We start from the raw sequence: 25,711 nt of genomic DNA, 5'->3' as shown, positions 1-25,711 counted from the left end.
ATAGAACAAATAGTTAACTATATTCATATATAACTATTTATATATGTAAAAATTAATATAGGTATATAGGTATATAGTGAAATAGTAATATAGGTATATTGTTATATAACTAGCTAGTTTTATGGGAATGTATTAGCATATCATATATTTTCAATATTGAGGGAATAAATATACAATAAGTGTAAAGTGGAGAGTATTATGCAACTTTTAAGGTGATGAGTTGTAATAATACCCTCCATTTATATTTAATTAAGTTATTTAAAATAGAGCGATTGCCTTTGGAAGAGAAGTTTAATTATATAGGTTTTGCTCTTCGAAACATCCATTTTAGTTTTATAACTTCAATCAACTACATACCTAATTAATAATTGTATATTAGTATAATTATTCTATATAAAGAATTTTATGAATGTTTCGAAAATTAAAATATAAAGTTTGAAAAACTTTATATTAATAAATTTTGAATGGGGATGGGTATATGAAAAAGAATTTAAACAGCTTAAAGAGTAAACTTATAATTTCGTTGCTAGGAGTATCTATTATCCCTTTAATTTTTATAGCCTTATTGGTTTATAATGAATGTTATAGTTTACTTAAGGATAACTTAAAGTACTCCACTGGTCAAACACTGGTAGAGGTGAATAGAGGGATAGAAAATTATTTTAATACAGTAGCGAATCAAATAAATTCACTAACACTTAACAGTAAGTTTATTGAGTTGGACAATAGTAGTGAAAGCATTAAAGATATAATAAGTCATATGAATAATGTAGAAGTATCAGATTCTAATATTAGTACAGTGTTTTATGGAACAGAGAATGGTGATTTTTATACTTCCCACAAAATTAATCTTCCAGATGGATATAATCATAAGGAGAAGGAATGGTATACTTTAGCTACAGCAAATAAGGACTCCTATATAATTACATCTCCATATACTAGTGCTGAAGATCAAAAAACTACGGTTACACTGGCTAGGACAGTGGTAAAGGATGGACAGGTTGTTGGAGTTGTTGGATTAGATTTATCTTTAGATGTTTTTAGTTCAAGTATATCTAACATAAAAATAGGTGATGAAGGGGTTGTAGTTGTATGTAGTAGTAATGGGGATATTATATCTCATACAGATGAAGGCTTAATAGGTAAAAATTTAATAGAGGTAGATGAGGAACTTAAATCTGTAGTAGATGATAATTCAGGTTTTATAGAATTAAGTAATAATGGAAAAAGAAATTTTGTAGTTTATAATTTGAATTCCTTAGAAAACATAAAATTAGTGGCATTTATACCGGAAATAGAATTATTAAAAGATACTAATGCAGTTAGAAGCTTTTTAATAATAGGGATAATTGTAATAGGAATAGTTGCAATAATTATAAGCATAATTTTAGGAGAAGGCATCGCTAAAAATATGAAAAAGGTTAAGAACGTAATATCTAAAGCTGCCAAAGGAGATTTTACAGGTAAAGTAGAAATTAAGTCCAAAGATGACTTTAAAGAATTAGGAGATTACTTTAACAATATGATGGAATCAATTGCACTGTTAATGAAAAATGTGGACAAGTCATCTCAGGTGGTATTAAAAACTGCAGCTGATTTAGCTATAATGTCTAATGAAACTACTACTGCCCTTTCACAAACGCATATAGCCATGGATGAAATAGCTTCAGGTGCATCTAATCAAGCTGAAAGTACTATTCAATGTGCAAGCCATATGGGGGATTTAGCCCAAGGAATTGATAATATAGAAAACTCCTCTACAGAAATTGATAGTATATCTAAAGATACAAAGAATTATAGTATTGAAGGAAGCAAAATAGTTTCAGAGCTAATAAACAGTTCAACGAAAATAAAAGATACTTTTGAAGTTGTTGGAAATATAGTGAAAGAAGTAAATGAAAGTATGGATCAAATAAATCTTATATCTAAAACAATTTCTGATATAACAGAACAAACTAATTTATTATCTTTGAATGCATCTATAGAGGCAGCTAGATCTGGCGAGGCAGGTAAGGGATTTGCTGTAGTAGCTAATGAAATAAGAAGATTAGCAGATCAATCAAAGAGTTCAACTGATAGAATAAATGTTATGATTAAAGCGATAGAAGAAAAATCTATGTTAGCTGTATCTGCTATAAATAACTCTCAACAAGTGGTAGATGAAGAAGGAAAAATGGTAAGTGAAACCTCACAAATTTTTGAAAACATATCTGGAAGTGTACTTGAGTTATCAAGTAAGATAAGTGAAATTAAAAAATCTATTGAGAATATTCAATATGAAAAAATTAATGTAGTAAAAGAAATAGAAAATGTTACATCAATTTCAGAAAGCACTGCTTCAGCCACAGAAGAAATATCAGCTTCTACAGAAGAAATTACTGCTAATATGGATGAAATTTCAAGATATACTCAAAATTTAAATGAATTATCTGAAACTTTAAAATTTGAGATTTCAAAGTTTATAATTGAATAATACATTATATAAAAAATGTATGAGTGAATTTCACTCATACATTTTCAAATTATATAAAGAATTTAATTTTAGAATAATTATACATTAAATCTAAAGTTTACTACATCTCCATCTTGCATTATATATTCTTTTCCTTCAAGTCTGTAGAAGCCTTTTTCTTTAGCTGCAGCTTCAGAACCACATTCAACTAACTTATCAAAGGAAATTACCTCAGCACGGATAAATCCACGTTCAATGTCGGTATGAATTTTACCGGCAGCAGCAGGTGCCTTTGTACCTATTTTAATTGTCCAAGCTCTTACCTCTTGAACACCAGCAGTTAAGTAGCTCATTAGTCCAAGAAGTTTATAACTTGCATGGATTAGTTTATCAAGACCTGATTCTTCAAGACCATACTCTGAAAGTAAGTCCTTCTTTTCTTCATCATCTAATGTAGATAGTTCTTCTTCTAATTTAGCACATACTATGATAATTTCAGATTTCTCCTTAGCAGCATAGGCTTCTACTTCTTTTACCATTTCGTTTTCTCCGCCACACTCCATTAAGTCTTCTTCACTTACATTGCATGCATATAATACAGGTTTAGAAGTTATTAAGAAAAGAGATTTAACAAATTCATCTTCTTCATCTGTAAACTCTAAAGTTCTAACTGGCATATTGTCTTCTAAATGTTTTTTAATTTTTTCCATAATTGCATATTCAACCTTTGCAGTCTTATCCCCTGAGCGTACTAGTTTTATAGATTTTTCCATTCTTCTTTCTAGCACTTCTAAATCAGAAAAAATTAATTCTAAATTAATAGTTTCAATATCTCTTATAGGTGATACAGATCCTTCTACATGAACAACATTATCATCTTGAAAACATCTAACAGTATGAACAATTGAAGCTACTTCTCTTATATGAGATAAAAACTTGTTTCCAAGTCCTTCACCTTTACTTGCTCCTTTAACTAATCCTGCTATGTCATAGAATTCTATGGCAGTATGCACTTGTTTTTTAGAATTATATAATTTTTGTAATACATCAAGACGGTTGTCAGGTACACTAACAACTCCTACATTTGGCTCTATAGTACAAAAGGGATAGTTAGCAGACTCTGCTCCTGCTTTTGTAATGGCATTAAATAATGTACTCTTTCCTACGTTAGGTAAACCTACTATTCCTAATTTCATATAATATTCGTCCTTTCTATGTAAACCATGTGGCTTATTACTTAAAAATTTCATTCTTTTAAATTATACTCTACAGAAAAGGGAATTTCAATAATTCTACAAGTTATATAGAGTAATAGGGAACAAACCGTAGAAAAATAAGGAACTATATTATATAAATGTAATATATTTGAAATTAATTGGGGATTCTTTATATATATTTATAAATTTGTTTAAAAAAAGTTTTTCATTTAGGGAATATTTAAAAGGAATTTATGTAAACTTATAGAATTATTTATGGTACAATGAAAAGTGTATAAATGGATTCTATAGTTTATATTTTATAAACCATAGACTAAACAAAGGAGAATATATAATGGAATTTAAACACTTTTCAGTAATGTTAGAAGAATGCATAGAAATGTTAGATATTAAAGAAGATGGTATATATGTTGATTGCACTTTAGGCGGAGCAGGTCATTCAAAGAAAATTTTAAAGAAACTTTCACCAAAGGGAAGATTAATAGGAATAGACCAAGATTTAGATGCCCTTAAGGCTGCAAAGGAAAAGCTAAAGGATTTTAATAACGTTACCTATGTACACAATAATTTTTATAATATTAAGGACATATTAGAGTCTTTGGGAATAGAAAAAGTTGATGGTATACTCATGGATTTGGGAGTTTCATCTTATCAGTTGGATCAAGGTGAAAGAGGCTTTAGCTATATGAAGGAAGCAGCCTTAGATATGAGAATGAATAGGGAAGAAGCTTTTTCAGCTTATAATGTAGTGAATGAGTATAGTGAGGATGAACTCTTTAGAATTCTTAGAGATTTTGGGGAGGAGAAGTTTTCAAGAAGAATTGCCAGCAGGATAGTAGAAAAAAGAAAAGTAAAACCTGTTGAAACTACCCTTGAACTTGTAAAAATTATAGATGAGTGCATACCTGCCAAGTTTAAAAGGGAAGGTGGACACCCTGCTAAAAGAACATTTCAAGGTATTAGAATAGAAGTAAACAGTGAATTGAGTATTTTAGATAGGGCTATAGGTGATGGCATAGAAGCTTTAAATAAGGATGGAGTTATGGCAATAATTACATTCCATTCTTTAGAAGATAGAATTGTAAAAAATAAGTTTAGAGATTTAGTAGACCCATGTAAGTGTCCTAAGGATCTTCCTATGTGTGTGTGTGGGAAAAAGCCAATAATTAAATTAATTAACAAAAAGCCTATAGAAGCTACTAAGGAAGAACTTGATAATAATTCAAGAAGTAAAAGTGCCAAGTTAAGGGGATGTAAAAAGATTTAGTTCTAAAAACTAGATGGGGGTAGTAAAATGGTAGTAGAAAATAGAAAAAATAGGGTAAGTGGGAATACAGCTTTAGCTTCTCAGGTAAATCCGTTACCTAGAGAAAGGGTAAAAGCTCCTACTAAACAAGGCCCAAGTAAAGAAGAATTAAGAAAAATTAGGAAGCAAAAGATAGCAAAATTTTTAAAGCTTAATGGAAGTATAGTAGCAGCAGGACTAGTTGGGGCTATTATTGTATCTAGATACAGTGCTATATATAATAATCAAAAGGAAATAATAGTTCTTCAAGAGCAGATACAAACGCTAACAGAAGAGAGTGAAGATTTGAGAATAAAACTACTTAAGTTTAACAATTTTTCCTACATAGAAGAAGTTGCCACTAAAGAGTTAAAAATGATTGAACCAAAGAGTACTAATGCAATCTATTGTGATATTGATGCAATTAAAGAGATAGCTACAAGTAGCACTAATGAAGAAAAAGGGGTTAGTTTATTAAGTAAAATTAAAAACTTATTATTTAATTAGTTAGTGAGGTAATTGTAGGTGGCAAAGAAATATTTTGTTGATAAGGTGTTAATGAAAAAGAGAATGATGTTAGCTATGCTATTAGCCTTCTTAGTTTTCCTAGGATTAAGTATAAGATTAGGTTATGTTATGTTTGTTGAAGAATCAACCTATAAGTCTTTGGCGAAACAGCAATGGACCAGTGATGTTAGGATAAATGCTAAAAGAGGTAAGATATTAGATAGAAATGGTAATGAGCTAGCAATAAGTGCTAATGTTTATAGAGCGGACTTAGATTTGAACACTTTAAGAAAAGATATAGAAAATAATGGAATGACCATGGAACAAGTTGCAACAACTCTAAGTGAAATAATTGGAGAAGAACAGGCTGACGTGTTACACATATTAACTAATCCTCTTCCCAATGGAAAACCTAGAGGCTCTGCAATATTAAAGAGAAGAATAGAAAAGGATGCAACAGATGCCATAAGAGAGTTTTGTAAAAATAATAATATAAATGGTATAGTAATATCACCTGATACGAAAAGGTATTATCCAAATGGTAATTTTGCTGCCCATATATTAGGTCATACTAATTCAGATGGAGAAGGACTCACAGGGTTAGAACTGTATTATAATAAGTATCTATCTGGAGTTCCAGGAATTAAAGTTGCTGAAATTGACCAAAAGAGTGAGGGATTACCATATACAATCTCAGAATTTACAGAACCTATTGATGGAAGAAACGTAGTTACTACCATTGATGAAAATATACAAAACTTTGCAGAAAAGTTAGCTGAAGAGGCCTTGGCAGATAATGAGGCTAAAGCAGTATCAATTATGGTTATGGATCCTAATACAGGAGAAATATTGGCTTTAGCAAATAAGCCAGATTATGATCCTAATAATCCGTGGGTTGGGGGAACATCAGATGATGACATTCAGCAGATGTGGAGAAATAGATTAGTCAGTGATGCCTATGAACCTGGTTCTATTTTTAAGGTAGTTACAGCCACGGCGGCCATAGAAAAAGGGATTCTTACAGAGGGAGAAGCTTTTAATTGTGGAGGCTCCCTTAATATTGGGGGAAGAAATATTCACTGTTGGAAGACTTCAGGTCATGGTCCTCAAACCTTTGAAGAAATATTAAAAAATTCTTGTAACGTTGGATTTATGGTTTTAGGAGAAAGATTAGGTGCTGCAAATCTTAACGAATATATCGAAAAGTTTGGGTTAGGACATAAAACCGGAATTGATTTACCTGGTGAATCAGCTGGTATAGTTAAAGCCACAAAAGATATATCTGTAACAGACTTAGCTACTATATCCTTTGGACAAAGCAATACAACTACAGGAGTTCAATTTATGAGAGCTTTCAATGCAATTGCCAATGGTGGATATTTGATAACACCTCATTTAATGAAGGAAATAAATCATTATGATGATAAAAAAGAGCTAGTAGTTGATGAAACCTATAAGATAGAAAAGCAACAACGTTTTACTCCAGAGGCTATGACTGAAATGAGGTCTCATTTAGAACAAGTAGTTGGTGCAGGTGGAGGATCAAAGGCTAAAATTGATGGATATAGAATTGCTGGTAAAACTGGTACAGCACAAAAGGTAGACACTGTTAATGGTGGATATGCAAATGGTAAGTATCTATCATCCTTTGCAGGGATGGCTCCTGCTGATAATCCAAAGTATACAGTATTTGTATCTATTGATGAACCAAATCCATCTTGGTACTATGCGGGACAAATTGCTGCCCCAGTTGGACAAAAGTTATTTAATGATTTGTTTAATTATACAGAAATGAAGCCTAATGGAAGCTATATGGAAGTTGATGAAAGTTTAAAAGCAGATGTAATTGTTCCTGAGGTTAGGGGACTATCAGTTGCAGATGCTAAAAAAGTAATAACTGATGCAGGGTTAACTATTAGAGTAGAAGGTAGTGGAGGCACTATAACAGATATAAATCCAAAACCAGGGTTTACGCTTAAGGAAGGTAAAGAGATAATCCTATATGCAGGAGGCAGTAATGGAAGCGCAGATACAGTTATAATTCCTGATTTAAAGGGATTTACAAAGGAAAGTATCATAAAGCTTTTCAATGATTTAGGATTAAAGAGTGAATTTATAGGTGAAGGTCTAGTGGTAGAACAAAGTGTTGCAGGAAACCAAGAAATTAAAAAAGGAACCACGGTAACCTTCCATCTTGGCACCTTAGTAGATTAGATTATCCGGTAGTTACAGGTTGACTTGTGCTACCGGATTTTATATGCTATAAGGTATAAAAATTAAATTTTGGACAATGTTTTAATTAGAAAGAAAAGTATTTTAAGGATGTGAGCAAGATGAAAATAGAAGAGATATTAAAGGGATCAACCTATACAGTATTAAGTGGAGATGAGAGTATAGAAATTAATGATCCTCAATATGATAGTAGAAAGATAAAATGTGAAGATATGTTTTTTGCAATAGGAGGATTTAATGTAGATGGACACAATTTTATATCAAAGGCTATAGAAAATGGTGCTAAAGCTGTAGTGGTTGAAAAAGATGTGACTCTTGTTGAAGGAATAACGTTTATAAAAGTTGAAAATGGTAGAAGGGCATTAGCTATAGCAGCTTCAAACTTTTATAATAATCCAAGCAAAAAGATGAAAATAATAGGTATAACTGGTACCAATGGCAAGACTACTTCTGCCTTTATGTTAAAGGGAATATTAGAGGCAAAGGGGTATAAAGTTGGGCTAATAGGTACGATAGCTAACTATATAGGGGATAAGGAGATTCATACAGAAAAAACTACTCCAGAATCTTTGGAATTGCAAAAGCTTTTTAAGGATATGGTAGACAGTGATATAGATTATTGTGTTATGGAAGTTTCATCTCACTCTTTAGACTTAGATAGAGTTTATGGGATTGAATTTTCACAAGGGATATTTACAAATCTAACTCAAGACCATTTAGATTTCCATAAAACCTTTGAAAACTACTTCAATGCAAAAAGCAAGTTGTTTAAAATTTGTAAACATTCTGTGGTAAATGTAGATGATAGTTATGGAATTAAGCTTCTTGAAAAAATAAATTCAAGGGTAACAACTTATTCTATTGAAAAAGAAAGTGATTTAAGGGGAATAGACATTAATTTAGAATCTACGGGAATTATATTTAATTTAAAAGGAAATGAAAAAACATATAAAGTTCAGTTGCCTATACCAGGTAGATATAATGTTTATAATGCACTAGGTTGTATTGGAGCTGCCTTAGATGAAGGTATAGATATGGATACTATTGTTGAAGGACTTTCTAAGGTTACTGTGCCTGGAAGATGTGAGAACTTAACTTTAGGGATGAACTTAGGTTTTCAAGTAATTAGAGATTATTCTCATACTCCAGATAGCTTAAAAAATATCTTAGAAAATCTTAGAGAACTTACTAAAGGGAAGTTGATTTGCATTTTTGGGTGTGGTGGTGATAGAGATAGAACCAAAAGACCTATCATGGGTGAAATAGGAACAGAACTCAGTGATATAGCCATAATAACCTCTGATAATCCAAGAAGTGAAGATCCTTATATGATATTAGAAGATATTGAGGCTGGGGTTGAGAAATCTAACTATAAACTTATTGAAAATAGAAGAGAAGCCATAAAAACAGCCTTACTCCTCGGGGAAAAAGATGATATTATAGTAATTGCAGGAAAAGGACATGAAACTTACCAAATCCTTAAAAATGAAACTATTCATTTTGATGAAAAGGAAGTTGTATTAGAATTGATAGAGGAGTTGGAGCTTTAGATGGAAACTATAAGGTTAAAGGAAATAGCTGAGGCTATATCCGGAGAAATATTAATTAGTGGAGCTACAGAAGAGTTTTCTAATGTAACCATAGATAGTAGAAATGTCTCTTTGGGAGATATTTTTATAGCAATCAAGGGAGAAAACTTTGATGGTCATAAATTTGTAAAGGGAGCTATAGATAGTGGAGCTAAACTTTGTATAGTACATGAAAAAGAACAATATGAAGATTTAGATGAAAAAGATTTATCTATAATTTTAGTTAAGGATACTAAGAGGGCCCTTCTTGATTTAGCATCCTACTATATTAGTACTTTAGATATAAAGGTGGTAGGAATTACTGGTTCTACTGGTAAGACATCCACAAAGGATTTAATGGCAGCAGCTCTTAGCAAAAAATATAGGGTGTTTAAAACCCAAGGGAATTTTAATAATGATATTGGACTTCCTTTGATGATATTTAAATTAGATAAAACTTACCAGGTTGCAATTTTAGAGATGGGTATGAGTGATTTGGGAGAAATTGATACCTTGGCAAAAGTAGCAAAACCATATATAGGGGTCATAACTAACATAGGTGCATCTCACCTAGAAAACTTAAAGACTAGAGAAAATATTTTAAAAGCTAAACTAGAAATAGCAAATAATTTTACAGAAGAAAATGTGTTAATTATAAATGGAGATAATGATATGCTTCACAATTATTACACAGATAAATATAAAATTGTAAAAATTGGTATAGATAGTGATTATAATTTTAAAGGTTGTAGAATAATTATAAATAAGGACAGTATAGAGTTTGGTGTTAAGGAAAATGGTGAGGATGTAAATGCTACTATAAAAGTACCAGTACCAGGAAAACATAATGTGCTTAATTCATTATTGGCAATAGCTGTAGCTAGAGAGCTTAAGGTTACCTATGAAGAAATCCAAGGAGGAATAGAAAATTTACAGGCTACATCTATGAGATTGGATGTTTTAAATTTAGATAACTATACTATAATAAATGATGCTTATAATGCAAGTCCAGATTCTATGGAGGCTGCTCTAGAGGTCTTAAAAGAATATAATGGAAGAAAAATTGCTGTACTTGGAACCATGAAGGAACTAGGTGAGGATTCTGCTAGAGCTCATGAGCAGGTAGGAGCTTATGCAAAGGCAAGGGGCATAGATTTATTATTTACCCTAGGAGAGTTTAATGAGAACTTTAAAAAGGGCTATGGCAGTGAAAATTTTATGGATTTTAATTCCATGGAGGAGCTAATAGCAGAATTAAAGAAAACTATTAAAAGTGATGATATTTTATTAATAAAGGCATCTAGATCTATGAAATTTGAAAATATAATTAAAGAATTACAAAAGAAAAATATATAGGGAGGGATGGAATATGAATAAGTTAATATATTCTATTTTAGTAGCATTTATAATATCTTTTGCAATAGCACCATTTATAATACCAGGATTACACAAGTTGAAATTTGGCCAAAATATTAGAGAAGATGGACCACAAAGTCATTTAAAAAAACAGGGAACTCCAACCATGGGAGGAATAATATTTATTATTTCTACTTGTATTACTATGATATTAATGGTTAGAAATCCTCATGATGAAGCAATGCTTGCTCTTTATGCCCTTATTGCCTTTGGAGCTATAGGATTTTTAGATGATGGTCTAAAGATAATCAAGAAGAAGAATGAAGGCTTAAAAAGTTATCAAAAAATGTTGCTTTTGGTAATAGTATCTATAGTCTTTGGATATTATGCTAAGGATAAAATAGGAACGGATATTATGATACCTTTCCTAGGTACAGTAACTTGGGATTTAAAAGTGCTATTTATACCTTTTATAGTAGTATACTTTGCAGCAGTAACTAATGCGGTTAATCTTACAGATGGATTAGATGGGCTTTGTAGTTCTATTACCCTTTTAATTATGACTTTCTTTGCTCTTGTAAGTTTTGGCATGGCATATTATACTTTAGCAATTTTCTGTGGAATTCTAGCTGGAGCTATTCTTGGATTCTTAAAGTACAACTCGTATCCAGCACAAATTTTCATGGGAGATGGTGGTTCATTAGCTCTTGGAGGAGCTGTTGCAGCTATTGCTATGATATTAAAGCTAGAGCTTATAGTAATAATTGTAGGTGGAGTTTATTTATTAGAAACTCTTTCAGTAATTATTCAGGTTGCTTCCTTTAAACTTACTGGAAAGAGAGTATTTAAGATGGCACCTCTACATCATCACTTTGAATTAAAGGGATGGCATGAAAGTAAGATAGTAGCAGTATTTTCCATCATAACAGTTATACTATGTTTAATAGGATTCCTTGCACTAACTTATTAAAATGGCGTAGGAGGAATTTAATATGAAAAAACCCAAAATGAAATTGGGAGATGTGGACTTTCTACTTTTTGCTGTAATTATTATGTTAGTTACAGTGGGAGTTGTCATGGTATATAGTGCTAGTTCATATTTTTCAGCCTTTAAATATGATGATGCAGAATTCTTTTTATGGAAACAGCTTCAGTGGGCTGGACTTGGACTTATTGGAATGATGATCACATTGAATATCGATTACCATAAGTATAAAAAGTATACAAGAATTTTAATAATCTTTACATTTATAGCCCTTTGCTTAGTGTTTTTATTTCCACCAGTAAAGGGAGCTCAGCGTTGGATTAGACTTGGACCTCTATCCTTTCAACCATCGGAGATTGCAAAGTACGTGGTAGTGCTTTTTGTAGCAAAATATATATCAAGCAATCCCCAAAATATAAAAAAGTTTTGGAAGGGCGTAGTGCCTAACCTTTTATTTGCAGGTTTTATAGCAGGAATGATTCTTCTTGAAAAGAATCTTAGTATTGCCACAGTCACCATGGTGGTTAGTCTTATAATGTTATTTGTAGCTGGAACTAAAGTTATTCATATGGGAGGACTAATAGGAACTGTAGGAGTTTTAGGTGCTGTTTTTATTTTAACAGAGGAATATAGACTTAGAAGACTTTTAAGTTTTACTAATCCTTGGAGTGATTCTCAAGGAGATGGATATCAATTGGTACAATCTCTCTTAGCATTAGGTTCTGGAGGACTTATTGGTGTTGGAATAGGTCAATCAAGACAAAAGTGTTTTTATATTCCTGAACCTCATAATGATTTTATATTGTCAGTTATAGGTGAAGAACTAGGTTTTATAGGCTGTGCCTTTATAATTATATTGTTTATACTGTTTCTATGGAGGGGAGTTATTGCAGCATCTAAGGCAAAGGATATGTACGGTTCCCTATTAGCTACAGGAATAACTTCTGTAGTAGTTATTCAAAGCTTAATCAATATTGCTGTTGTTACAGGCTCTATGCCAGTAACAGGGGTTCCTCTACCATTCATAAGCTATGGAGGGTCTTCCTTAGTAATTAATATGCTATTTATGGGAATACTTCTTAATATAACTCGGCAGAACAATAAAAAAACTTCATAGAAATAATAGGACTGAAGAATAGAAAGCATCTTCAGTCCTATTATTTTGGCTCTGTTGTTGATTAAAGTGATAAATCATGGAGACGATTTATAGGAACATTAATTATGGAGATTTGATAATGAGTTCGCCAAATTATCACGAAGTGTTAGCGTTAGCTAGAGAAGTAAAAGAAAATGAAAGATTAAAACTAATTTTAGAAATAAGTAAAACAATGAATGATGTTTTAATATTGAGCCTAGCTGTATGGGACGTCCAGAAAGTAGTGATCTTTTAAGAGTACTAGGAAGAGTAATAAAAAAGATAGTGTGCTTGTAACAGATTCACTGTTTTGTTACAAGCACACTATCTTCCTATAGTAAATCAAAACATATAGCAATCCCTACGGGTTCTCGCAGAGTAGGTTCATATAATATCCAAAGAATTAATAACCTTCATAGCAAGGTAAAAAGTTTTATGAGGCCCTATAAAGGTGTTTCAACTAAGTATCTTAGTAATTATATGTTTCTTTTTAAATACATAGAGTCAAAATATGAGGCTACGCCTATATTTTTTTAGGGGCACAAAGCCTTGTTTCAGCACGAACTTTAAGGGACGTCCACCAATATTCTCATAGCATGTATATTCTATCACTGTAATTTTCAACAGAGCCATAATATTTAATATTTTTGTAATGAATTTGTAATATAAAAATGGTATGATAGAAGGTGTATTAATTTACTTTCATGTTCATATATTGTAATTTGGTGGTGAAGATGTGGCAAAAAAAACTAAACAGAGTTATGGTAATTATATAATAGATAATAAAGAAGAGATATTAAAGCGAAAGAAAAAAATAATTAAATTAAAAAAGACCATGTTACTACTTGTAGTAATGATTTCTATTTTAATAACTTTGGCTTTAACTTTACCTACTTTTAATTTATCAGAGATTTTAGTTAGTGGGTTGGTAAATTTATCTGAAGACGGTGTTAAAACAACTACAAAGCTTCAAAAGGGTACCAATATATTCAAAATAAAAACAAAAAAAATAGAAAAAGAGTTAGAGAAAAACCCTTACATATTAGAAGCAACCATTATTAGAAAATACCCTAACAAACTCTCTATTGCTATCAATGAGAGAAAGATTGCTTTCTACACAGAAATATCAGGAGGTTTCTATGTGATTGATGATAAGGGTGTGGTTTTGGAAAAAAAGGAATCTATCGAAGGTATAGAAGCTTTAAAGATTGAAGGAATTGATGAAACATGTTTAAAAATAGGTGAACAGATTAAAAATATAGACGAAGATAAAATAAAGGCAATTTGCAATATTCATAAATTTATAAAAGCAAATAGTTTGTTTGAAAAATATAACATAATAAAATTGGAAGTTAATGACTTTGTAGACTTAAAATTATACGTAAATAATTTACACATGAAACTTGGAACTGTTGATAAAGTTAATAGTAAAGTTGCTAGGGGGTTTAGCATAATAGAAAGTGGGACCCTTGGAGAGATGAAGGGATATGTGGATGTAAGTTTTGAAGGCAATCCAGTTATTTATAAGGAAAAATAGATCAAAAGATTAAAAGGTAAAAGCATCATAGTTCAAGAAAGATTTTATTGGGAGGTAGGGTAAGTGAAAAGTATTATTTCCAAGCTATGTACCGGACTTATATTTTTAATGTTTGGATTTGTTATAATCACTCAACTTAATACTATAGGAGAGCAAAGTACAGATAAAGTTGAGGGTTCACAAAGTCCAGAAATATTATTAGAAAATGAGCAATTAAAAAAACAAAAGGAAGAATTGGAAAAGGCTGTTGAGGAACTAGAGGTGAAGGCGGCTGAATACGAAAAGGAAGCAACAGAAGATACAAAGAATCAAAGGCTCCTTGAAGAGCTAAATAATACTAGACTTAGAGCCGGATTAACTAATGTTGAGGGGCCAGGTATTACAATATATATTGATCCTAAAACTAGTTTATTCACTCCACAAGTAGAAGATGATCCTATACAAGATTATGAGTTACTGTATATCGTTAATGAATTATATGCTGCAGGGGCTGAAGCTGTATCTATAAATGATATAAGACTTATTGGAAACAGCAGTATAAGGATAGCAGGAAATAGTATTAGAATTAATGGTGAAAGAATTTCACAACAGGAGCGTATAGTTATAAAAGCTATAGGAAATAAGACTATATTAGAAGGGGCTATGGGATGGTTCATTCCTAATAGAGTGAAAAGAATCTGTGAGGTTACATCGGAAACAAAGGATAATATTAAAATTAAAAAGGCAAGTATACCAGTAAAATATGAACACATAAAAGAAGTACAAGAAAACTAAAAGTAGGAGTGATGAAATGATTGCATTAATAGGACTTATAATAGGAATTATATTAGGAATAGCTTTCAACATAAATTTTCCACTTAAATTATCACCATATATATCTGTTGCAATATTTGCTTGTATAGACTCCACTTTTGGGGCTATTAGAGCTACCTTAAATAAGGATTTTAGACCAGATATATTTATATCAGGATTCTTTGGAAATGCATTTTTAGCAGCAGGAATGGTTTATCTAGGGGATAAGCTGGGTATACCTGTATATATTGCAGCAATTATAATATTTGGACAGAGGATATTTACAAACTTTGCTGTTATAAGAAGGTTATTGATGGATAGAATAAAAACACATCATTAAGGAGATAATTAAATGCGAGTTAATGAAGCTAATATATTTTTACTTATAGCTACCATTATAATTGGTATTTTAATAGCTATGAATGTAAATTTAGGAGGAAAAACTAAATTTTTAGATGTAGAGCAGTATCAAAAGGCATATGATAGTAGGACAAAGTTACAAAATGAAATAAGTAATTTAGAAGACCAATATGTTGAAACTAATGATAAAATTAATAAATATGAAAGAAGTAGTATATCTGAGGATGAAGTTAGAAAAGAGATGGTTGGAGAGATAAGCAAAAATAAACTTGCATTAGGTTTGCTTCCAGTGGTGGGAAATGGTGTAAAGATTACTTTAAATGATGCACCGGAAGCTACAATTTTAGGGCAAGATGTACCCCTTTATATGTTAATTCATGATTCGGATTTAACAATGGTTGTTAATGATTTAAGAGCTGCAGGAGCAGAGGCAATAGCTATTAATGGATATAGAATAATAGGTTCAACAGCTGGACTTTGTGCTGGAGCAACCATAGAGTTAGATGGGATAAAAGTAATAGCTCCTTTTTACATTACAGCTATTGGAAATCAGGATGTAATAAATAGTTTTCTTGAAAATCAACAAAATCAACTTAAGAGTTTGAAGGCAAGAGGCTGTTATGTAGATATTGAATCAGTTTATGATGAAAAGTTGCCAGCCTATAATGGAGAGTTAAAAAGTGAGTATCTAAAATTAAAATAAAAAACTAGAAAAAATTAATAATATTAAAGGTTTTTTAGATTATATCGAGAATAAATTATATGGGCATATATTTTCCATTATAAGCTAGAGTTTGTATATGAGACGGGAGGAATAAAATTGTCTATTGAAGAAAATTTTATAAAATTGAAGAATGAGTTGCCAGAAGAAGTGACATTGATTTCAGTATCAAAAACTAGATCTATAGCTGAAATACAAAATGTATATGACTTAGGGGAAAGAAATTTTGGAGAGAATAAAGTTCAAGAGTTAATGGAAAAACAAGAAATCTTACCTAAGGATATTAGGTGGCACTTAATAGGTCATCTTCAAAGAAATAAGGTTAAATATTTAGTTGGACGAGTTTATTTAATACATTCTTTAGATAGTGTTAGACTTTTACAGGAGATTGAAAAACAATTTTCAAGTAAGGAACTTATTGCAAATGTATTAATTCAAATTAATATAGGTAGAGAAGAGTCTAAAACTGGGATTATGATGGAGGATTTAGATGAACTTATAAATGCTTGTGAACAGTGTAAAAACGTCAAGGTGAAAGGTATTATGGCTACTATTCCAAAAGGAGATACTGAAAGTTGTAATTACTATTTTACTAAGACTAAAGAAGTATTTGATACCCTGAAAACTAAAAGCTATAAAAATATTGCCATGGAGATTTTATCTATGGGAATGAGTGGAGATTATAAAGAAGCTTTAAAAGTAGGATCAAATATGATTCGAATTGGTGAAGGGGTTTTTGGGAAAAGAGATTATAGCAAATTAAAGTAGGAGGAAGGTTTATTATGGAATTTTTCAAAGGAATAAGTAGAATGATGGGATTTGATGAAGAAGATGATGAAGAATTATTAGAGAACAGGGAAGAAAACTATGATGAAGGTGAAGAGGAGATTGAAATTGAACCTTTCGTAAGCAAGAAGCAAAATAAAATAGTTAATATTCATACTGCATCATCCTCAAAGGTTGTAATTAGTAAGCCTTCAAATTATGATGAGGGAAAAATTATTGTAGACAATTTAAAGTCTAGAAGAATAGTTATTGTTAACTTAAATGGAGTAGAGCCTAAGGAAGGTCAAAGAATACTTGATTTCCTAATAGGAGCTATTTACGCATTAGAGGGAGGACTTCAACCTGTAGAAAAGGGAGTATTTATATTAACTCCATCTAATATTGAAGTTAGTAATGAACTAAAAAATGAGCTTACAAACAAAGGAATTTTTAGTTCCTTCAAATAAGTCTAGTACTCGAACTTAGTAAAGTATTACGTGGTTAATTTTATATATATTTGAGTGGTAGAATATAGCTTAAAAAACATGAACAGTATTAAGAGGAATTATAATAATATATAATGAATTAGAGGAAAGCTATGGAGAAGAAGGCATTTTTAGATATATTTAAAGACCACGATAAAAATTATATTTCAAGTATATATGAGGACATAGAACTATGTAAGAACATAGAAATTCCTATATATACAAAGGAGTTTGTGACTCCGGATATCTATATGAATATAAAAAACAACCAAAGTAAACTTGGGGTTTTTGTTCATGGTACTGGTGTGTTTGCGGATTGTGAGAGAAAGATGTTATGTTTTTCTACTAATACATATGAAACTCTGGACTATGATATTCATATTGTAAAGATAAAAAATAAATCAAAGTTTAAAGATCTTAAGCATAAAGATTATTTAGGCTCTATAATGGCTTTAGGAGTTAAGAGAAGCTTATTTGGAGACTTAGTAGTAAAAGGAGATGCTTGCTTTGTTCCAATGACAAGGTCAGTTTCTCAATATGTTCAATATAATTTAACTAACATTGGAAATTGTCCATGTACTATTGATAGAATAGATATAAATAGTGAAGATATCCCAAAGATTGAATTTGAAGAAAAGATTATAATGGTTACATCCCTTAGACTAGATAATGTGGTACCTAGTATTTGCAATATGTCTAGGGCTAAGGGCACAGATCTTATAAGTAATGGGTCTGTATTATTAAATTATCTTAAATGTAATAGAAAGGATAAATTAATAGAAATGAAGGATACTATTACCATAAGGGGATTTGGAAAGTATAAAATTAATTCAATTGAAGGAGAAACTAGTAAGGGACGAATTAAATTATTAATAGGTAAATATATTTAATGCGGGGTGAAGGATATGAAGATGACAGCTATGGACATTATGAACAAAGATTTTAAAAAAGCCATGAGAGGATATAACATGGATGAGGTGGATGAATTTTTAGAACAAATTTCTGAGGATTATGAAACCGTGTATAAGGAAAATGCTATTTTAAAGGAAAAATTAGATGTTTTCCAAGATAAATTAGATCATTATTCAAAGATGGAAACTACTATTCAAAGCACTTTGTTATTAGCACAAAATGCTGCAGAACAGGCAAAGCAAAGTTCTCAATCAGAAGCTGAACTTATAATTAAAAATGCAAATGAAAGTGCTAAAAGAATTTTAGATAAAGCTCACACTGATGTTTTAAATATCAATGATGAATTCGATAGAACAAAACAGGAATTTGCTAAGTTTAGGAGCAAGTTTAGAAACTTTATAGTTACACAAATGGAAATGTTTGAAGCGCTAGAAAAAGATTTTGATAAAAATTATAATATTTCAACTGTAATGGAAGAGAAGGTACATGAGCCAGTATTAGAAGTTGCTTCTGAGAAGGATGTAGAAAGCTTTGAATATAATACAGCTGAATTAGAGGATATAAAAAGTTTTTTTGTAGATAAGTAATATTGAAATTTTATTTACATATATTGTGTAATTTTTGGTAAATATGATTAATGTATAAATAGAATTCTTTGCTTTAGAGAGAGTTTTTACTCCCACTGAAGGTTATTAATAGAACTATAAGTATGAATTTATTCATACTTATAATTCGTTGTCCTTTAGGGGAAATTATTATCCAGGGACGTAGCAGCTCTTTAATCTCACTTTAGGGTGAGATTTTTTTATCTGCTGAAAGCTATTGACATATCCCGGAACATGTATATTATAATAGATGTAGTTGTACCCAATTAATGTGAAAAATTATATTTCGATATGTATTAACATAATTGGTGACCTAAATTTGTATTAAAGAAAAGTACCTAGAATTATTTGTACCTAGGAAGAAAAGAGGAGATTTTAGCATGAGGATAGGAATTATAGGAGCTATGGAAGAGGAAGTAAGCTCTCTAATAGCTGATATGGAAATAAAGAAAAAAGTTACAAGAGCAATGATGACATTTAATCATGGAACTATTTATGATAAGGATGTTGTAATAGTTAGAAGTGGAATAGGTAAGGTAAATGCAGCAGTTTGTACACAAATTTTAGTTGATGATTTCAATGTGGATGCTGTTATAAATGTCGGTATAGCTGGTGGTATTGGAGAAGATATATATCCAGGAGATGTGGTTATTGCAACAGATTTAGTGGAGCATGATATGGACACAACTAAATTTGGAGATAGACCAGGTCAAGTTCCTAATATGGAAGTCTTTGACTTTAAATGTGATAAGGGATTAGTAGAAAAAGCCCAAAGTGCTTGTGAAGGTATAAAAGATATAAATATTTTCACTGGTAGAATAGTATCTGGAGATCAATTTATAGCTGATATAGAGAAGATAAGATGGTTAAAAAGCGAGTTTAATGCGCTATCTTGTGAGATGGAAGGAGCAAGTATAGCTCATGCAGCTTATCTTAATAACAAACCTTTTGTTATAATACGATCAATTTCTGACAATGCTAATAATGGAGCACATATGGACTATGAAAAATTTAAAGAAATATCAGTTAAAAATTCAAATACCATATTACGTTCTATGTTAAAAACTTTATAAGGTGATATTATATGAAAAGAATACTTGCAGAAAAAAATAGTGGAGAAAAAATTACAGTACAGGTTAAGGATGTAATCATTGGTGGAGATGACTTAGTGTTTATATCTGGACCATGTGCAGTGGAAAACTATGATAAAATGATAAAGATAGGAAGAGCCTTGAAGGACCAGGGAGCACATATGATGAGAGCAGGTGCCTTCAAGCCTAGAACATCTCCCTATGATTTTCAAGGTCTCGGTATAGAAGGACTAAAAATACTTAAAGAAGTGGGAAATGAATTTGGTTTGCCAGTAGTATCTGAGGTAATGGATGCTAGAGATATAGAAATTTCTCTTCCTTATGTAGATATGATACAGGTTGGTTCTAGAAATATGTATAACTATACATTTTTGAAGGAATTAGGAAAGCTTAAAGTACCTGTACTTCTAAAAAGAGGGATAAGTGCAACTGTAGCTGAATGGATTTATGCAGCTGAATATGTTTTAAAGGAAGGTAATAATCAAGTAGTACTTTGTGAAAGAGGAGTAAGAACCTTTGAGACTACCACTAGAAATACCTTGGATTTAAACTCTGTAGCAGTGATTAAGGAAAATTATAGACTTCCTGTTATTGTGGACCCTAGTCATGGAACTGGAAGGCGTGAGTTAGTTGAAGCTATGAGTTTAGCTGCTGTGGCAGCTGGTGCAGATGGATTAATTATAGAAAGTCATGTAAATCCTGATAATTCTGTATCAGATGCAAGACAAACTATTAATGTAGAAAATTTAAAAAAAATTATAAATAAGTCTAATGCCATTAAAAATATTTTATCCGAGTTAAGATAAGGGGGAGTGGTTTTGACTTTAGGAATAATAATAGTAGTATTAGGTCTAATAATAGATAGAGGAACAAAATGGTGGGCTATAGGTACCTTAAAGGGTTCAGAAGGATTAACTGTAATTAAGGATTTCTTTACTCTTGATTATCTAGAAAACCGTGGAGCTGCTTTTGGAATGCTTCAAAATAAGCAGTGGTTATTTATTGTTATTACTATAGTTGTAGTTATAGGAATGATATTCTATTTATTAAAGTATAAGCCTAAGTTCAAATTAGTATATGTATCTATTGCTATGATAATTGCGGGAGCAATAGGTAATCTTATAGATAGAATAAGTTATAATTATGTAGTAGATTTTATTATGGTTCATTATAGGGATGTATATTATTTTCCAACTTTTAATGTGGCTGACATGCTAGTTTGTATAGGAACATTTTTTCTATTAATATGTATACTGAAGGATGAGATTTAATGGATTTTAAAAATTATATTATAGAAGAAGAAAATGTAGGGAAGAGACTTGACTTATTTGTAAGTGAAAATGAAGTAGATATGTCTAGATCTTTTGTCCAGGGAATTATTGAAAAACAACAAGTGAAAGTCAATGGACAGATAAAAAAAAGTAATTACAAATTAAGAGTAGGGGATCAGGTTCGAGTAGAACTAGCTGAGCCAGTGGAGCTTCAAGTAGAGGCTGAAGATATTCCTTTAGATATAATTTATGAGGACAGTGATGTTATAGTAATAAATAAACCACAGGACATGGTAGTCCATCCTGCCCCAGGAAATTATACTGGAACTCTTGTTAATGGTCTTCTTTATCATTGTAAGGACTTATCAGGTATAAACGGAGTTATAAGACCTGGTATAGTGCATAGAATTGATAAAGATACTTCTGGGGTATTAGTAGTTGCTAAAAATGATAAATCGCATAATTCATTAGCTATGCAGCTAAAGGACCACTCCATGAAGAGAACTTACTATGCCATAGTAGAAGGTATAGTAAAGGAGGAAGAGGGTACTGTTAGAAACAATATAGGAAGACATCCTGTAGAGAGAATAAAGATGGCTGTAGTTAAGGATGGAAAAGAAGCTATTACTAATTATAAAGTGCTGGACCGATTTAAAAGTAATACCTTGGTGGAATGTAGATTAGAAACAGGTAGAACACATCAAATTAGAGTTCATATGGCTCATTTACATCATCCACTAATTGGAGATCAAGTATATGGATATAAAAAACAGAAGTTTAAATTGCAAGGTCAAGCACTTCATGCGAAAAATTTAGGCTTTATACATCCTACCACAGGAGAGTATATGGAATTTGATTCACAACTTCCAGAATATTTTCAGGATATATTAGATAAATTAAGAAAAGAAGTTTAGGGAGGGATTGTTATGGAACTGAAATCAGTACTTATGGACGATAAAGCAATTAAGAGAACTCTGACGAGAATTTCTCATGAAATTATAGAAAAAAACAAGGGTACAGAAAACTTAGTTATATTAGGAATTAAAAGTAGAGGAGTGCCACTAGCTAATAGAATTGCTGAACTGATCAACATGTTTGAAGGTGAAGAGGTAGAAGTAGGGAGTGTAGATATAACTAAATATAGAGACGACCTAAAAAAACCTGAAAACTTAAAGGAACATAATAGTATAGAATTAGGTGTAGACATAACTGGTAAGAGAATAATTCTAGTGGATGATGTTTTATTTACAGGAAGAAGTGTAAGAGCGGCAATAGATGCAATCATAGATAGAGGAAGACCTGAAATGATTCAGTTAGCTGTACTTGTAGATAGAGGTCATAGAGAGCTGCCAATAAGAGCTGATTATGTGGGGAAAAACATACCAACTTCAAGAAAAGAGGATATATCTGTTGAACTAGTAGAAAAAGATGGAGTGGACTCTGTAAGTCTATACGAGAATAATTAGGAGAAAAAATTTATGTATAAAATAATTGTAACTACTACCTTTGGTATAGAGGCTATTACAGGCAAGGAGCTAAAGAATTTAGGATATGAAGACTTAAAAATAGAAAATGGAAAGATAACCTTTGAAGGAGATGAAATGGATGTTGCTATCTGTAATATCCATTTAAGAACTGCAGAGAGAGTTTTTCTAGAGATGGCAGAATTTGAAGCTACCTCCTTTGAAGAATTATTTCAAGGAACTAAAAAAGTTGACTGGGGTAGCTTAATACCTATTGATGGTAAGATGCATGTTATAGGAAAATCTGTTAAATCTACTTTACATAGTGTACCTGACTGTCAAGGTATAGTAAAAAAAGCTGTAGTAGAAAAAATGAAAGAAAAATATGATACTAATTGGTTTAGTGAAGATGGACCAGTATATAAGATAGAAGTTGGAATTCTAAAGGATAAGGTAACCCTTGCAGTAGATACCTCTGGAGTAGGACTTCATAAGAGGGGATATAGGGAAAATGCAGGAATGGCTCCTTTGAAGGAAACCTTAGCAGCAGCCTTAGTTTTGATAGCCAAATTCAATGGAGATGAGCTTTTAATAGACCCATTTTGTGGATCAGGAACTATACCTATAGAAGCGGCACTGATAGCTAAAAATATAGCACCAGGAGTTAATAGACACTTTGTAAGTGAAACTTGGCCTACCTTTGACAAAGAAATTTGGGAGCAGGTACGCGAAGGAGCGAAAAGAAGTGTTAATAAAAAAGACTTCGTTATTCAAGGCTCTGATATAGATGGAAGAGTACTTAGAACTGCCATGGATAATGCTAAAAAAGCAGGTGTAGAGAAGTATGTTAACTTCCAAAGACTTGATATGAAGGATGTAAGAAATAGAAAAAAAGGTGGTATGATAATAACTAATCCACCTTATGGAGAGAGACTTTTAGATGAAGATGAGGTTAAGTATCTCTACAAAACTTTTTCTAATGTGTATGCAGGACTAGAGGATTGGTCTTGCTATGTACTAACATCCTATGATGACTTTCAAAAGGTATTTGGAAAAAAGGCTGATAAAAACAGAAAACTTTATAATGGAAGAATTCAGTGTTATTACTATCAATATAATCCGAAGAAATAAATTAAAGACTATCTCAAAAAAATTTGAGATAGTCTTTGTTTTAAGCTTGCTTTAAATCAAGTTTTATAGGATCTACATAGATGGTTTTGTTTGTGGAGTAGGTTACCATACCAGGCTTTCCTTTAGCCATTTTTTTAACATTTCTAATTTCTGTGTAGTCTATAGGTACCTTTGTAGAGTTTTTACCCTTGCTATAGAAGGCGGCTAAGGTTGCAGCTTCAAGAAGGGTGGAATCAGGTACTTCTCCAAGGTTTTTAATGATTACATGGGAACCTGGAATATTTTTTATGTGAAGCCAAATATCATTGTTATGAGCAAACTTCAGAGTTAAATAATCATTTTCTAGATTGTTTTTACCTACATATATATCAATGCCATCACTAGATATGAAGTGGAGTGGTTTTGAAGGCTTAGTCTTTTTACTTTTCATAGACTTTTTGAAAGCAATGTAGCCAGTTTCCACTAACTCATTTTTTATATCCTCTAAATCTTTATAGTTATCAGCATTTTCAATATTACTAAGTACTGATTGAAGATATTCATCCTCTTCTTCGGCTAATTCTATTTGGATATAAGCATTTTCTTCTGCAGCTTTTAATTTACTGTATTTTTTAAAATACTTTTGAGCATTTTCAGAAGGGGTTTTATTTACATCTAAAGGAATTTTAATATATTCTTCTTCCTCACTATAATAATTTAATGCTTCAACCTCTTTATCACCCTTTTTAATATTATAAATATTTGCAGTTATAAGCTCTCCATATAGATTATATTTTTGCTTTTCTTCACATTCAATTAAAGTTTTTTTTAGAATGTTTAATTTTTTTTCAACTCTGTCTATGTTATTTATAACTAGCTTTTGCATATCATGACTTTTACTTTGAAGTCTATTTATTTTATCCTTTGCATGATAGAAGCTTTCTAGAAGACTACTAGGAGAAGAATATTCTTCACATTGTCCACCATCATCTAAAATATACTCTAGCTTTATACAGTGGAAATCTTTTAGTTCATCATTTATGGAATAGCTATAAAGGTCATAATTATTATCTTTGGATTTAGCAAAAAACTCTATCAAGAATTCATAGATTCCCTTTAGGTTATTTTTACTTAAAGGAATATTTCTTTTATTTAGCCTAAAAGAAATCTCTTTAGCTATAGGATTACTTACTCCATCTAAAACTCTAGTAAAGAATTTTTCATTTAGCTCTTCATCTTCATAGAGACTAAAAGTTTTTTCTTGAAATGATTCAAAGGTAGTATTGAATATATCAAGTTTATTACTTTCAGGAGGATATACATATTCAATACCAGGATAGAGTACTCTATAGCTATTTATATCTGGTGTAATATGTTTTATGGAATCCATGATGAGTCCATCTCTTTTTCTTATCAAAGTAATGTTACTGTGTCTACCCATGATTTCAATTATCAGGGTATATATACTGTTAAAGCCTAATTCATCACTACTTTCAAAATCTAAAAGTAGGATTCTGTCGTTATTTAATTGAGTAACATCTTTTAAAACTGCAGTATTTAGATATTTTCTTAAAACCATACAAAATACAGGTGCCTTAAGTGGACTTTCCTTAGAGTAATCAATAAAGTTTATTCTAGGATAAGAAGCGTTAGCGTTTAGCAGTAGTCTAACAGGTTTCCTATTTATTTTAAAGCTCAGTATTATTTCATCCTTTTCAGGTTGGGTTATTTTATCTATTCTACTGCTTATTAGAGTGTTTTTTATTTCATTGGCTAGAGAGCGCAAATATAATCCATCTAGTGCCATATAAATCATCCTTTCATTTAAGCATATATTTTACAGTATATCACTATTATTTTAT

General features: G+C 31.1%; 25 protein-coding genes. 23 read left to right on the top strand and 2 right to left on the bottom strand.

Features of this window, described 5'->3' with window-relative positions; genetic code table 11:
* Window positions 1-478: 478 nt before the first annotated feature.
* Window positions 479-2,473, top strand: coding sequence for a methyl-accepting chemotaxis protein (locus tag B2P65_RS16235; RefSeq protein ID WP_346880511.1), 1,995 nt, complete (start codon window positions 479-481; stop codon window positions 2,471-2,473).
* A gap of 77 nt (window positions 2,474-2,550) precedes the next feature.
* Here B2P65_RS16235 and ychF read toward each other — a convergent pair whose 3' ends face one another.
* Entirely contained in the window at window positions 2,551-3,648 is a 1,098-nt protein-coding gene (gene ychF / locus B2P65_RS16230; protein ID WP_346847915.1) for a redox-regulated ATPase YchF, read from the bottom strand.
* Between the two features lie 355 nt (window positions 3,649-4,003).
* Between ychF and rsmH the strand changes: the two genes are divergently transcribed.
* The 22 genes from rsmH to B2P65_RS16115 all read left to right on the top strand — a co-directional run bounded on the left by rsmH (window position 4,004) and on the right by B2P65_RS16115 (window position 23,870).
* Window positions 4,004-4,936, top strand: a complete 933-nt coding sequence (gene rsmH / locus B2P65_RS16225; protein WP_346847916.1) for a 16S rRNA (cytosine(1402)-N(4))-methyltransferase RsmH — start codon at window positions 4,004-4,006, stop codon at window positions 4,934-4,936.
* Window positions 4,937-4,963: 27 nt separating this feature from the next.
* Window positions 4,964-5,461 carry an FtsB family cell division protein gene (locus B2P65_RS16220; RefSeq protein WP_346847917.1) on the top strand — a complete coding sequence of 166 codons (498 nt, stop codon included), beginning with the start codon at window positions 4,964-4,966 and terminating at the stop codon, window positions 5,459-5,461.
* A gap of 18 nt (window positions 5,462-5,479) precedes the next feature.
* Window positions 5,480-7,675, top strand: a complete 2,196-nt coding sequence (locus B2P65_RS16215) for a stage V sporulation protein D (protein WP_346847918.1) — start codon at window positions 5,480-5,482, stop codon at window positions 7,673-7,675.
* A gap of 119 nt (window positions 7,676-7,794) precedes the next feature.
* The gene (locus B2P65_RS16210; RefSeq protein WP_346880510.1) at window positions 7,795-9,243 is read left to right on the top strand and encodes a UDP-N-acetylmuramoyl-L-alanyl-D-glutamate--2,6-diaminopimelate ligase; all 1,449 of its coding nucleotides are present in this window, start codon (window positions 7,795-7,797) and stop codon (window positions 9,241-9,243) included.
* Window positions 9,244-10,617, top strand: coding sequence for a UDP-N-acetylmuramoyl-tripeptide--D-alanyl-D-alanine ligase (locus tag B2P65_RS16205; RefSeq protein ID WP_346880509.1), 1,374 nt, complete (start codon window positions 9,244-9,246; stop codon window positions 10,615-10,617). It abuts the gene before it with no gap.
* Between the two features lie 13 nt (window positions 10,618-10,630).
* Window positions 10,631-11,587 carry a phospho-N-acetylmuramoyl-pentapeptide-transferase gene (mraY, locus tag B2P65_RS16200; protein ID WP_035129292.1) on the top strand — a complete coding sequence of 319 codons (957 nt, stop codon included), beginning with the start codon at window positions 10,631-10,633 and terminating at the stop codon, window positions 11,585-11,587.
* Between the two features lie 22 nt (window positions 11,588-11,609).
* A complete protein-coding gene (spoVE, locus tag B2P65_RS16195) occupies window positions 11,610-12,719 on the top strand; it encodes a stage V sporulation protein E (RefSeq protein WP_035129299.1) in 1,110 nt (369 codons plus the stop codon).
* Window positions 12,720-12,837: 118 nt separating this feature from the next.
* Window positions 12,838-12,993, top strand: a complete 156-nt coding sequence (locus B2P65_RS16190; protein ID WP_346877397.1) for a hypothetical protein — start codon at window positions 12,838-12,840, stop codon at window positions 12,991-12,993.
* A 480-nt stretch (window positions 12,994-13,473) separates the two neighbouring features.
* Window positions 13,474-14,274 carry a cell division protein FtsQ/DivIB gene (locus B2P65_RS16180; protein ID WP_346847921.1) on the top strand — a complete coding sequence of 267 codons (801 nt, stop codon included), beginning with the start codon at window positions 13,474-13,476 and terminating at the stop codon, window positions 14,272-14,274.
* Between the two features lie 63 nt (window positions 14,275-14,337).
* Window positions 14,338-15,048, top strand: coding sequence for a DUF881 domain-containing protein (locus B2P65_RS16175; protein WP_346847922.1), 711 nt, complete (start codon window positions 14,338-14,340; stop codon window positions 15,046-15,048).
* Between the two features lie 16 nt (window positions 15,049-15,064).
* Entirely contained in the window at window positions 15,065-15,406 is a 342-nt protein-coding gene (locus B2P65_RS16170; RefSeq protein ID WP_035129303.1) for a small basic family protein, read from the top strand.
* Between the two features lie 12 nt (window positions 15,407-15,418).
* Window positions 15,419-16,129: a DUF881 domain-containing protein gene (locus B2P65_RS16165; protein WP_346847923.1), complete on the top strand. Its 711-nt coding sequence runs from the start codon at window positions 15,419-15,421 to the stop codon at window positions 16,127-16,129.
* A 117-nt stretch (window positions 16,130-16,246) separates the two neighbouring features.
* Window positions 16,247-16,915, top strand: coding sequence for a YggS family pyridoxal phosphate-dependent enzyme (locus tag B2P65_RS16160; RefSeq protein ID WP_346880508.1), 669 nt, complete (start codon window positions 16,247-16,249; stop codon window positions 16,913-16,915).
* A gap of 14 nt (window positions 16,916-16,929) precedes the next feature.
* Entirely contained in the window at window positions 16,930-17,379 is a 450-nt protein-coding gene (locus B2P65_RS16155; protein ID WP_035129307.1) for a cell division protein SepF, read from the top strand.
* A 131-nt stretch (window positions 17,380-17,510) separates the two neighbouring features.
* Window positions 17,511-18,287 (top strand): RNA-binding protein, encoded by a 777-nt coding sequence (locus B2P65_RS16150; RefSeq protein ID WP_346877401.1) that lies wholly within the window; start codon window positions 17,511-17,513, stop codon window positions 18,285-18,287.
* 15 nt (window positions 18,288-18,302) lie between these two features.
* Window positions 18,303-18,896, top strand: coding sequence for a DivIVA domain-containing protein (locus B2P65_RS16145; RefSeq protein ID WP_346847926.1), 594 nt, complete (start codon window positions 18,303-18,305; stop codon window positions 18,894-18,896).
* A gap of 398 nt (window positions 18,897-19,294) precedes the next feature.
* Window positions 19,295-19,987: a 5'-methylthioadenosine/adenosylhomocysteine nucleosidase gene (locus B2P65_RS16140; protein WP_346877402.1), complete on the top strand. Its 693-nt coding sequence runs from the start codon at window positions 19,295-19,297 to the stop codon at window positions 19,985-19,987.
* 11 nt (window positions 19,988-19,998) lie between these two features.
* Window positions 19,999-20,811: a 3-deoxy-7-phosphoheptulonate synthase gene (gene aroF / locus B2P65_RS16135; protein ID WP_346847928.1), complete on the top strand. Its 813-nt coding sequence runs from the start codon at window positions 19,999-20,001 to the stop codon at window positions 20,809-20,811.
* A gap of 12 nt (window positions 20,812-20,823) precedes the next feature.
* Entirely contained in the window at window positions 20,824-21,276 is a 453-nt protein-coding gene (lspA, locus tag B2P65_RS16130) for a signal peptidase II (RefSeq protein ID WP_346847929.1), read from the top strand.
* Window positions 21,276-22,190 (top strand): RluA family pseudouridine synthase, encoded by a 915-nt coding sequence (locus B2P65_RS16125; protein WP_346880507.1) that lies wholly within the window; start codon window positions 21,276-21,278, stop codon window positions 22,188-22,190. Before lspA ends, B2P65_RS16125 begins: the two co-directional genes overlap by 1 nt.
* Window positions 22,191-22,202: 12 nt before the next feature.
* Window positions 22,203-22,742 carry a bifunctional pyr operon transcriptional regulator/uracil phosphoribosyltransferase PyrR gene (pyrR, locus tag B2P65_RS16120; RefSeq protein ID WP_035129314.1) on the top strand — a complete coding sequence of 180 codons (540 nt, stop codon included), beginning with the start codon at window positions 22,203-22,205 and terminating at the stop codon, window positions 22,740-22,742.
* A 12-nt stretch (window positions 22,743-22,754) separates the two neighbouring features.
* Window positions 22,755-23,870, top strand: coding sequence for a THUMP domain-containing protein (locus B2P65_RS16115; RefSeq protein WP_150844846.1), 1,116 nt, complete (start codon window positions 22,755-22,757; stop codon window positions 23,868-23,870).
* A 40-nt stretch (window positions 23,871-23,910) separates the two neighbouring features.
* Here the strand turns inward: B2P65_RS16115 and B2P65_RS16110 are convergent, their stop codons facing one another.
* Window positions 23,911-25,656, bottom strand: coding sequence for an Rqc2 family fibronectin-binding protein (locus B2P65_RS16110; RefSeq protein WP_346880506.1), 1,746 nt, complete (start codon window positions 25,654-25,656; stop codon window positions 23,911-23,913).
* Window positions 25,657-25,711 lie beyond the last annotated feature (55 nt).

It is taken from the genome of Clostridium sp. UBA3061, assembly GCF_002367465.1.
GTDB classification, from domain to species: Bacteria; Bacillota; Clostridia; order Clostridiales; family Clostridiaceae; genus Clostridium_J; species Clostridium_J sulfidigenes.
This window is presented reverse-complemented; position numbering and strand designations above follow the sequence as displayed.